Origin of the sequence: Kineosporia sp. R_H_3, assembly GCF_002198675.1 — a bacterium.
Lineage (GTDB): Bacteria > Actinomycetota > Actinomycetes > Actinomycetales > Kineosporiaceae > R-H-3.
The window spans coordinates 1-10460 of sequence record NZ_MWLL01000070.1; the positions used below are offsets into that span (position 1 = coordinate 1).

Here is a 10460-nt window from a genome sequence, read left to right on the forward strand (position 1 = left end):
CCGGCCCGCCCTCGCGACCGTCGTCGGCCACCGCCCGGCCGGCCGCCGTCCGCGGGCTCACCGTGCTCGTCGTCGTCGAGACGGTGCTCCTCGCCCTCGTCACGGTCCTCGCCGTCGTCTCGGCCGGCATCGGGTTCGCCGCGCGCGACGAGGGCGGCCTCGGCGACGTCGCCGCGCTGCTCTCCGCCCTCGCCGCCGTGGTGTCGGCGGCACTCGTGGTGCTCGGCGTGCTCACGCTGCGCGCCGTCCGCGGACGCCGCCGGGCGCTCCAGCCCCTGAGCGCCGCCCTGCACGTGCTGCCCGTCGCGCTGCTCGGCTCCGCGGCGACCTCGGGCGTGCCGGCGCTGCAGCGGCTCGCGGTGTTCTGGGCGCTCGTCGCCGTCGTCGGCCTCGCCGAGACCTACTGGCCGTCGACGACGCGGTGGCTGCGCGCGGCCTGAGGCAGCCGCCGTCCTGCATGCAATCGTCATGAGTCCCCGAAGTTCTGTGCGTCGATCTCTTGTCTGACCCGGAGCGGCGACCTAGATTGCATGCAATCCAGACCGCCCACCTCGGGGAGGTGTCGTGTCGCAGGCGTCCGACCGGGTCTACGCGGCCCTGCGCGCGGGGATCCTCGACGGCCGCTACGGCTTCGGCGACCGGCTCGGCGAGATCGAGGTCGCGGCCGATCTCGGCACCTCCCGGACGCCGGTCCGCGAGGCGCTGCGCCGGCTCGGCTCCGAAGGGCTCGTCGAGGTGCTGCCGAACCGCGGCGCCCGGGTCCGGACGTGGACGGCGCAGGACCTCGAGGAGACCTACGAGCTTCGCGCCGTCCTCGAGGGCCTCGGCGCCCGGCGGGCCGCCGGCCAGGTCACCGCCGAGGTCGTCGACGAGCTCGCGGCGCTCGCGGCCGAGATGGTCACGGTGGACCCGAGCCTCGGGCACCGCCCGCCCGGCGACTTCGCCGACCTCGCGGCGCTCAACGCCCGCTTCCACGCCGTGATCGTCGGCGCGGCCGGCAGCGACCGGCTCGCGGCGACCCTCGCCGGGCTCGTCCAGCTGCCGCTCGTCATGCGCACCTACCACCGGTACACCCCGGCCGCGCTGGCCCGCAGCCACGCCCACCACCACGAGATCGTCGACGCGCTCCGGGCCGGGGACGGCGCGTGGGCCGAGTCCGTCATGCGCTCGCACGTGCTCGCGGCGCGCGCCGTCCTGCTCGCCTCGCACCGGGACGACGCGAGCGGCTCCGCGGCCACCGACCCCGAAGGGCAGGCATCGTGACGGACGACGGAACGCCGGGCGGCGCACCCGCGGACGGCGCCCCGGTGGACGGCGGCCCGGTGGACGGCGCGCGCGACGCCTCAGCGATGCCGGCCGCGCAGCCGGGGGACGGCCCGCTCGCCGGGATCCGCGTCGTCGAGATGGGCTCGCTGCTCGCCGGCCCGTTCTGCGGCCAGCTCCTCGGCGACCTCGGCGCCGAGGTCCTCAAGATCGAGCCGCCCGGGGTCGGCGACCCGATGCGGCAGTGGGGCCGCGAGAAGCCGCACGGCCAGTCGCTGTGGTGGCCGGTCGTCGCGCGGAACAAGAAGTCCGTCACGGTGAACCTGCGGACGCCGCAGGGCCAGGACCTCGTCCGCCGGCTCGTCGCGACGAGCGACGTCGTCGTCGAGAACTTCCGCCCGGGCACCCTCGAGCGCTGGAACCTCGGCTACGAGGCGCTCGCCGAGGTGAACCCGCGGCTCGTCCTCACCCGCGTCACCGGGTTCGGCCAGTCCGGTCCCTACTCGCCGCGGGCCGGGTACGGCTCCATCGGCGAGGCGATGGGCGGCATCCGGTACGTCACCGGGGACGCCGACCGGCCGCCGTCCCGCGCCGGGATCTCGCTCGGCGACTCGCTCGCCGCCACGTACGCGTGCATCGGCACGCTCGCCGCGCTCACCGAGCGGGAGCGGTCCGGGCGCGGGCAGGTCGTCGACGCGGCGATCTACGAGGCGGTCCTCGCGATGATGGAGAGCCTCGTCACCGAGTGGCAGGTCGCCGGCTACCAGCGCGAGCGGACCGGGGCGATCCTGCCGAACGTCGCGCCGTCCAACGTCTACCCGACGAAGGACGGCCAGACGGTCCTCGTCGCGGCCAACCAGGACACCGTCTTCCGCCGGCTCGCCGCGGCGATGGGCGAGCCGGAGCTCGCGGACGACGAGCGGTACGCGACGCACGGCGCCCGCGGCAGCGCGCAGGAGGAGCTCGACGAGCGGATCTCCCGCTGGTCGGCCGGCTACCTCGCCGACGACCTGCTCGTGCTCCTCGAGGAGCACGGCGTCCCGGCGGGGCGCACGTACCGGGCGCAGGACATGCTGCGGGACCCGCACTTCGCGGCCCGCGGCTCGATCGTCCGGGTGCCCGACAAGCGGTTCGGCGAGCTCGCGATGCAGAACGTCGCGCCCCGGCTGTCCCGCACCCCCGGCTCGGTCCGCTGGACCGGCCCCGACCTCGGCGAGCACACCCGCGCGGTGCTCACCGGCATCCTCGGCCTGACCGACGGCGAGGTCGACGACCTCGCCGCCGCCGGCCACGTCTGACCCGCACGTCCGAGCACTGCGCACCACCGAACGCGTTCCAGCGCACCAGTTCCACAGCAGAAGGTCCTACCGTTCCGCGGCCCCACCCCACCGCATGAGACGTAGCCCCCTGGAGGAACAGCCATGACGTACCGGCTCGGAGTGGACGTCGGTGGCACGTTCACCGACCTGCTCCTCATCGACGAGGACACCGGCGCGACGCACCGCGCGAAGACCCCCTCGACGCCCGCCGACCAGTCGGTCGGGGTGCTCGTGGGCATCGACAAGGTCTGCTCCCTCGCGGGGATCGAGCCGTCGGCGATCGACCACGTCATGCACGGGACGACGGTCGCGACGAACGCCGTCCTCGAGGGCAAGGGCGCCACGGTCGGCCTCGTCGTGACCCAGGGCTACAAGCAGGTGCTCCAGGTGGCCCGCTCGTTCGTGCCCGGCGGTCTCGCCGCCTGGATCATCTGGCCCAAGCCGGAACCGCTCGCGGCGCTGGAGAACACGGTCGAGGCCGTCGAGCGGGTCGACGCCCGCGGAGAGGTCGTCACCGCGCTCGACGAGGACGACCTGCGCACCAAGCTGAAGTACCTGCGGGCCCAGGGCGTCGACGCCGTGACCGTCGCGCTCATCAACTCGTTCGCGAACACCGCGCACGAGCAGCGGATCGGCGAGCTCGTCGCCGAGGAGATCCCCGGCGTCCCGATCTCGCTGTCGAGCGTGATCCTCCCGGAGATCCGCGAGTACGAGCGCACCCTGACGACGGTCGCGAACTCCTACGTCCGCCCGACGGTCGGCCGCTACCTGACGAACCTCGAGGCGGCCCTGCGCGGCAAGGGGATCAGCGGCTCGCTCCACGTGCTGCGCTCCGACGGCGGCCTCGCCGGGGTCGGGGCGGCGACCGCCGCACCGGTGCAGCTGCTCATGTCCGGCCCCGCGGGCGGGGTCTCCGGTGCGTCCTGGGTCGCCCGGCAGTCCGGCTACTCCGACCTGCTGACGTTCGACATGGGCGGCACGAGCACGGACGTCGCGCTCGTCCAGGACGGGCAGCCCCGGATCGGCCGCGAGACGACGGTCGGCTCGCTCAACGTGCGGGCGTCGTCCGTCGACGTCCGCACCGTCGGCGCCGGCGGCGGCTCGATCGCGCACGTCCCCGAGCTGACGAAGGCGCTGCGGGTCGGCCCGCAGTCCGCCGGGGCCGAGCCCGGCCCGGCCGCCTACGGCCGCGGCGGCGAGGCGCCGACCGTCACCGACGCGAACGTCGTCCTCGGCTACCTGCCGCCGAGCCTCGTCGGCGGCGAGATGACCCTCGACGTCGACGCCGCGCGGGCCGCCGTCCAGACCGTCGCCGACGCGATCGGTCTCGCGGACGCCGAGACCGCCGCCGCGGGCATCGTCGACATCGTCAACGAGAACATGTTCGGGGCGCTGCGGCTGGTGTCGGTGCAGCAGGGCTTCGACCCGCGCGACTTCGCGCTCGTCGCGTTCGGCGGGGCAGGTCCGTTGCACGCCAACGCGTTGGCGAAGCTGCTCGGGTCGTGGCCGGTCATCGTGCCGCCGTCGCCCGGCGTGCTGTGCGCGTACGGCGACGCGACGACGAGCCTGCGCGACGAGAGCGCGCGCACGTTCATCCGACGGTTCTCCGAGACGAGCGACACCGAGGTCGCGGAGGCGCTCGCCGAGCTCGCCGCCGAGGCGCAGGGCCGGCTCGATGCCGAGGGCGTCGCGCGCGAGGACCAGACCGTCACCTACACGGTCGACGTCCGCTACCACGGGCAGGGCTTCGAGGTGCCGGTGCCGGTGGACGCCGCCACCCTCGGGGACGGCGGGCTCGCCGCCGTCGGCGCCCGGTTCGACACCGAGCACACCCGCCTGTTCACCTTCGCCCTCGACGCCGAGCACGAGCTCGTCAACCTGCGGGCCGTCGTCACCGGCCGCCCGCCGACGGTGAGCGCACCGGAGCTGCCCGCGGGCACCGCCGACGCGTCCGCCGCACGGGTCGGCGACACCCGGGTCTACGTCGACGGGGCCTGGGCGGACGCCGGGCTCTACGACCGCGCGCTCCTGGCCGCCGGCAACGTCGTGACCGGCCCCGCGGTCGTCACGGAGATGGACTCGACGACGCTGATCCTGCCCGGCCACGCCGGCACCGTCGACGCCGTCGGCACGATCCTCATCCGCCCCCTCGACGCCGCCTGAGCGCGCGCCCCGCAACGGAAGGAGCACCCCATGGCCACGCTCGTCGAGACGAACACGACCCCGCTGGCGGCGGTCGACGTCGACCTCGTCACCGTCGACATCATCGAGAACGCCCTGCGCAACGCCCGCTACGAGATGGACGCCGTCCTCTTCCGGACGGCGATGAGCCCCGGCATCCGGGAGCAGCACGACGAGTTCCCGCTCATCGCCGACCCCGACGGCAAGATGGTCGTCGGCCAGTTCGGCCTGTCGATCCCGGACTTCCTCGCCGGCTTCGACGGCACGGTCGAGGAGGGCGACGTCCTCATGACGTCCGACCCGTACGCCTGCGGCGCGGCGATCAGCCACGCCAACGACTGGCTCGTCGTCATGCCGATCTTCCATTCCGGGCGGATCGTCGGCTGGGCCGCGATGTTCGGGCACATGACGGACGTCGGCGGCAAGGTCCCCGGCTCGCTCCCGACCGACGCCACCTCGATCTTCGAGGAGGGCGTGCTCATCCCGCCGTTCAAGCTGTACGAGGCCGGTGAGCTCAACGACGACATGCTGCGGCTCATCCTCAACCAGGTGCGGATGAAGGACTGGAACCGCAGCGACCTCAACGCGATCGTCGCGGCGTGCCGCACAGCGGGCCGCCGGATCGTCGAGCTGTGCGACCGGTTCGGCCCGGAGACGTACGTCTCGACGCTCAACGCCTTGCTGCAGCGCAACTTCCTCGCGATGAAGCAGCTCATCGCGACGACGATCCCGGCGGACGAGACGCTGACGTTCACCGACTACATCTGCGACGACGGGATGGGCTTCGGCCCGTACAAGATCCACTGCTCGATGTACCGGGAGGGCGACGGGGTCGTCCTCGACTTCACGGGCACCGACCCGCAGTCACCGGGCTCGATCAACTACTACCTCAACGAGAACCTCTACAAGATGTTCTTCGGGATCTACATGATCATGGTCTTCGACCCGCAGATCCTGTGGAACGACGGCTACTACCCGCTCGTCGACGTCCGGATCCCGCAGGGCACCCTGCTCAAGCCGGACTACCCGGCCGCGCTGTCCTGCCGCACGCACGGGCTCGGCCGGATCTTCGACATCCTCGGCGGCCTGCTCGGGCAGCGGCAGCCGGAGTTCCTCTGCGCGGCCGGCTTCTCGTCGTCCCCGCACCTCATGTACTCCGGCAACCGGACCGACACCGGCGAGTGGTTCCAGCTCTACCAGATCGGCTTCGGCGGCATCCCCGGCCGACCGTTCGGCGACGGCCCCGACGGGCACTCGCTGTGGCCCTCGTTCACGAACGTGCCCAACGAGTTCCTCGAGGCGTACTTCCCGCTGCGGATCGAGCGGTACGAGACGGTCGCCGACTCCGGCGGCCCCGGGTTCTTCCGCGGCGGCAACGGCGTCGACATCGCCTACCGGTTCCTCGAGCCGGGCACCATCTCGATCCACGACGACCGCTGGTTCACCTACCCGTGGGGCGTCAACGGCGGCGAGCCGGGGATGCGGTCGCGCAAGTGGCTCGACCGCGCCGACGGCAGCCGCGAGGTGCTGCCGAGCAAGTGCGACAACGTCAAGGTCGCGGTCGGCGACGTCCTGCACTACGTGACGTGGGGCGGCGGCGGCTTCGGCGACCCGTACACCCGCGACCCGGCGCTCGTCGCGCTCGAGGTGAAGCGCGGCCTGGTCACCGCCGAGGGGGCGGCCCGGTACGGCGTCGTCCTCACCGGGGACGGCGGCGTCGACGAGGCCGCGACGTCCGCGCTGCGCGAGCGGCTGTCCGCCGAGCGCGGGGGTACGAAGGTGTTCGAGTTCGGCCCGGCGATCGACGAGCTGCGCGAGCGGTGCCTGGAGGAGACCGGCCTGCCCGCCCCGCAGCCGCCGGTGTTCCGCCGGGTCGTCGCGCCGGCCTGACGGGAGCCTCCCGATGACGCAGCCGCGCCCCGAACCCGGCGACGCCCCGCCGGGCTTCGGGGTGCGGCTCGGCTTCGGGGCGACCCCGGCGGTGCTCGTCGTCGACGTCGCGATGGCGTACCTCGACCGAGCCTCGCCGCTCTACGCGGGGGTCGAGGAGGCCGTCGCCTCGGCGGCCCGGCTGGTCGCGGCCGCCCGGGCCGCCGGGGTGCCCGTCGTCCACACGAAGGTCGTCATCGCCCGCGGCGGCGCGGACGCCGGCCACTTCTGGCGCAAGGTGCCCGCTCTGCGCGTCTTCGAGGAGGGCAGCCCGCTCGCCGAGCCGGCCCCCGCCCTGGCGCCGCTGCCGGGCGAGGTCGTCGTGACGAAGCAGTACGCGTCGGCGTTCTTCGGGACGACACTCGCCTCGACCCTGCGCGCCCTGGGCGTCGACACGGTCGTCCTCGTCGGCCTCACGACGAGCGGGTGCATCCGGGCCAGTGCCGTCGACGCGCTCCAGCACGGCTTCGTCCCGGTCGTCGTCGCGGACGCCGTCGGCGACCGCGACCCGCGCCCGCACGCGGCGAACCTCTTCGACCTCGGCGCCAAGTACGCCGACGTCGTCACCGAGGCCGAGGCGGTCGCGGCGCTGTCCCGCTGAGGGGCGGCCGACCGGCCGCCACGGATGTGCAGCGATGGGTGCGTGGATCCGGGGCTCCGGCACCGCGAACGATGCACCCACGGCCGCACGGGCGCGCCGGAGCGCGTCGCCCTCACCCGGGGGCCGGCGCTCAGGCGCGTGATCGCGATCGATGTGCGGATCGATGTGCCGTCTACGGGGTGATCGCCCCGCCGACCTCGCATCGATCCCTGCATCGATCGCCCGGGCGCGGCCGTGCAGCGATGGGTGCATGAGTGCGGGCGCTCCTGCACCGCGCACCATGCACCCACGGCCGCACGCCACCAGACCCCGCCGCATGCCCCAGGAGCACCCGCCGCACGCCCCGGAGGCACCCGTCGCACGCCACCCGGGCGCCCCGCCCACCCCGGCGAGGTCGGCCCGACCGCTCAACCCCAGGCTCAGCGGTACGTGACCGTGAACGTCGTCGTCTTCTTGTCCTTCGCGGGCCTCAGCTCGAGCGCGGCGAGCTTGTTGGCGACCGTGACGGTGCACGTCCGGACGCCGCTCGGGCTGGCCTGGCCGAACGTGCAGTCGCGGCTCTTGAGGGCGGCGACGACCTTGGACGTCGGCTTGCCCGCGGCGACGGTCGTCGAGACCGCCTGCCCCTCGGGCGGGACGACGATGCCCTCGGTCATGCAGCCGGTCCGGGTGACCTGGGCGGCGCCGCCGGCGGCCTGCCGGGCGGCGTCGAGGAGCCAGGTCTCCAGGGCCGTGCCGGCGGCGACCTGCGAGGCCGAGCACTGCGGCGGCCCGGTGAGCCGGTCGTAGAGGGCCTTGCCGGCGGCGGCGGTGCCGACGACGGCACCGCCCGCGGCGACCGCGATGAGCCCGAGGACCCCCATGAAGGCGAGCGCCGCCCGCAACGGGCGCTCCCGCTCGACGGTGACGACCCCGAGCGGCGGTGCGTCCTGCGGGCCGGCCTCGGCGAACACCGCCCTCAGGTCGAGGATCGTCGTCGGCGCGTCCTCGTAGACCGGCATCGGCGGCGGCCGGTGCGGCCTCGCGACGTCGCGCCCTGTGCTCTCCCGGCCCGGTCCGCCCCCGCCGTCCGGTGATGCATGCCCGGCACCCCCGTCCGGCTGGCGGCCGTGCTCGACCCCCGTGTCCATGACCACGACGAACCCCCCTGAGACACCGGCGGCCTCCGACCACCGAGAACCGAAGTGTGCACCGTGCGGCGTCCGCGCTCAAGGCACCGGAGCACACCCGTGACCCGGCTGTGACCTGCGGCGATGACAGGAGGGCGGTATGCGCCCCGGGAGCGGCCCCGGCAGGGTCAGGCGAGCCGTTCGACGATGAGCCGCAGCGAGAACTCGACGTGCGCGCGGGCCGCTCGCTCGGCGGCGTCCGGGTCGCGCCCGACGATCGCGTCGAGGATCGCCCGGTGCTGCTGGTTGGAGTCCGTGACGTCCTGCAGGTCGTACCGCTGGGCGAGCTGGATGTTGAACGAGTAGAACCGGTTGCTGTCGGCCAGCCGCTGGAAGTACCCGTTGTTCGCGGCCTCGGTGATGAGCTGGTGGAAGGTCGTGTTGAAGTCGACGAACGACGGGTTGCCCCGCCCGGGCTCCTGCGGCCGCGCGTCGAAGAACGCCGACAGCGCCGTGACCTGCTCCTCCGTGGCGCGCTGGCAGGCCAGCCGGGCCGCGTAGCCCTCGAGCGCCATCCGGACCTCGTAGATGTCCTTGATCTCGTCGAGCGTGTGCTCGTAGACGACCCAGCGCCGCCGGTGGCTGACGATGAGCCCGTCGGCGGCGAGGCGCTGCAGGCTCTCCCGGATCGGCGTCCGGCTCACGTTGAGCCGCTCGGCCAGGTCGACCTCGACGAGATGGTCCCGGGGCCGCAGCCGGCCCATGAGGATGTCGTCGCGCAGGGTCCGGTAGACGTCGTCGGCGAGCCGGACGACACCGCCCGAACCGGACGCGGCCGGGGACCCGGCGTCCGGCGCGGGTTGCTCGACGTGCCCCACTGCGTCGTGCGCCACGGATCCCTCCTCCCCGCACCCGGTCCGTCCCGAGGTTCCGACGAGGATGGCACGTCGGGCCCGCCGCGACGCTATGACGCTCGTCGCGTCACCCGTCCGTGATCTCCGGTCAGACCCCGCCCGGCGGCAGGAGACCGATCATGGCCGTCCAGCGCCCGACCTCGCAGGCGTTCTCGAGGGTGAACTGGCTCTTCACCGGCGCACCGCGCCAGGTGCCCGTGACGAGCGCCTTCTGCGGTCCGCCGTACTGCTCGGCGCACGTCGCCGACGTCGAGGCCTTCAGGGCCTTCGCCCCGTTCGCCCCGAGGACGCCGCAGGCGACGGCCGGCGCCGGGTGCGAGCCGCCGGCCGGGTCGCACGTGAGTGTCCACGTCGCGCGGATGCCGAAGCCGTCGTCGAGCAGGATCTTCAGGTCCGCCGAGCCGGCCGCCGCGGACGGCGTCCGGCCGCTGCCGGTGACCTTGGCCGTCGGCTCGTCCCAGGGCACGAGGGTGCTCGTCCGTTCCGGCCCGGCGTAGACGGTCCGGGTCGAGGCGGGGTCCGGGGACGCCGTCCGGGTCGCGGTCCTGGTCTTCGACACGGGTGCGGACGACGTCGCGGACGTGGTCGTCACGGCGGGCGCGGACGTCGCCGAGGAGGAGGGCGCGGCGGACGTCGTCACCGCCGAGGAGCCCGAGCACGCGGCGAGCGTCGTCGTCAGGAGCACGACGGCCGCCGGCACCACGGCCCCCCGTGCCGTCCGGAGCGTCACCACCCTGGAAGGATAGGTGCCGCCGCGTCGTCGTCCGTGGAGGTCAGCCATGTTCCCCCCGTCGGTCCCGTCCGTGGCCGCGAGCGCCGTCCCGGCCGGTGCGCACATCGTCGACGTCCGCGAGGACGACGAGTGGGTCGCCGGTCACGTCGAAGGCGCCCAGCACATCCCGCTGGCGGACGTCCCGGTGCGCCTCGGGGAGATCCCGGCCGACGCGGACGTCTATGTCATCTGTCGTTCCGGCGGCCGCTCTTCACGCGCAGTAGCATGGCTGTCACAGAATGGTGTCGACGCGGTGAACGTCGACGGAGGCATGGGAGCGTGGGCGGATGCCGGTCGCCCCATGGTCAGCGAGACCGGGGCAGAGCCGTTCGTCCGCTGACGCCCCCGCCGCCCCCGCTCCGGACGCCGGCC

At 73.9% G+C, this 10460-nt stretch carries 9 protein-coding genes and 1 pseudogene; 7 read left to right on the forward strand and 3 right to left on the reverse strand.

Annotation, left to right across the window (positions count from 1 at the left end):
- The 6 genes and pseudogenes from ECOMGDLI_RS34430 to ECOMGDLI_RS04105 all read left to right on the forward strand — a co-directional run.
- A pseudogene (locus ECOMGDLI_RS34430) lies at window positions 1-440 on the forward strand (hypothetical protein); the annotation flags it as partial.
- 124 nt (window positions 441-564) lie between these two features.
- Window positions 565-1263 (forward strand): GntR family transcriptional regulator, encoded by a 699-nt coding sequence (locus ECOMGDLI_RS35780; RefSeq protein ID WP_088314065.1) that lies wholly within the window; start codon window positions 565-567, stop codon window positions 1261-1263.
- An 86-nt stretch (window positions 1264-1349) separates the two neighbouring features.
- Window positions 1350-2561, forward strand: a complete 1212-nt coding sequence (locus tag ECOMGDLI_RS04090; RefSeq protein WP_088314086.1) for a CoA transferase — start codon at window positions 1350-1352, stop codon at window positions 2559-2561.
- Window positions 2562-2684: 123 nt separating this feature from the next.
- Window positions 2685-4745, forward strand: a complete 2061-nt coding sequence (locus ECOMGDLI_RS04095; protein WP_088314068.1) for a hydantoinase/oxoprolinase family protein — start codon at window positions 2685-2687, stop codon at window positions 4743-4745.
- Between the two features lie 30 nt (window positions 4746-4775).
- A complete protein-coding gene (locus ECOMGDLI_RS04100) occupies window positions 4776-6653 on the forward strand; it encodes a hydantoinase B/oxoprolinase family protein (RefSeq protein ID WP_088314071.1) in 1878 nt (625 codons plus the stop codon).
- Window positions 6654-6666: 13 nt separating this feature from the next.
- Entirely contained in the window at window positions 6667-7293 is a 627-nt protein-coding gene (locus ECOMGDLI_RS04105; protein ID WP_088314074.1) for an isochorismatase family protein, read from the forward strand.
- 419 nt (window positions 7294-7712) lie between these two features.
- On the opposite strand, the gene ECOMGDLI_RS04110 is transcribed toward ECOMGDLI_RS04105, so the two are convergent.
- The 3 genes from ECOMGDLI_RS04110 to ECOMGDLI_RS04120 form a co-directional block, all read right to left on the reverse strand.
- Entirely contained in the window at window positions 7713-8423 is a 711-nt protein-coding gene (locus tag ECOMGDLI_RS04110) for a hypothetical protein (protein ID WP_143447504.1), read from the reverse strand.
- Window positions 8424-8590: 167 nt separating this feature from the next.
- Entirely contained in the window at window positions 8591-9295 is a 705-nt protein-coding gene (locus ECOMGDLI_RS04115) for a GntR family transcriptional regulator (RefSeq protein ID WP_143447505.1), read from the reverse strand.
- Between the two features lie 109 nt (window positions 9296-9404).
- Window positions 9405-10049 (reverse strand): SSI family serine proteinase inhibitor, encoded by a 645-nt coding sequence (locus tag ECOMGDLI_RS04120; protein WP_158220892.1) that lies wholly within the window; start codon window positions 10047-10049, stop codon window positions 9405-9407.
- Window positions 10050-10095: 46 nt separating this feature from the next.
- Between ECOMGDLI_RS04120 and ECOMGDLI_RS04125 the strand changes: the two genes are divergently transcribed.
- A complete protein-coding gene (locus ECOMGDLI_RS04125; RefSeq protein ID WP_088314083.1) occupies window positions 10096-10428 on the forward strand; it encodes a rhodanese-like domain-containing protein in 333 nt (110 codons plus the stop codon).
- Window positions 10429-10460: the final 32 nt, after the last annotated feature.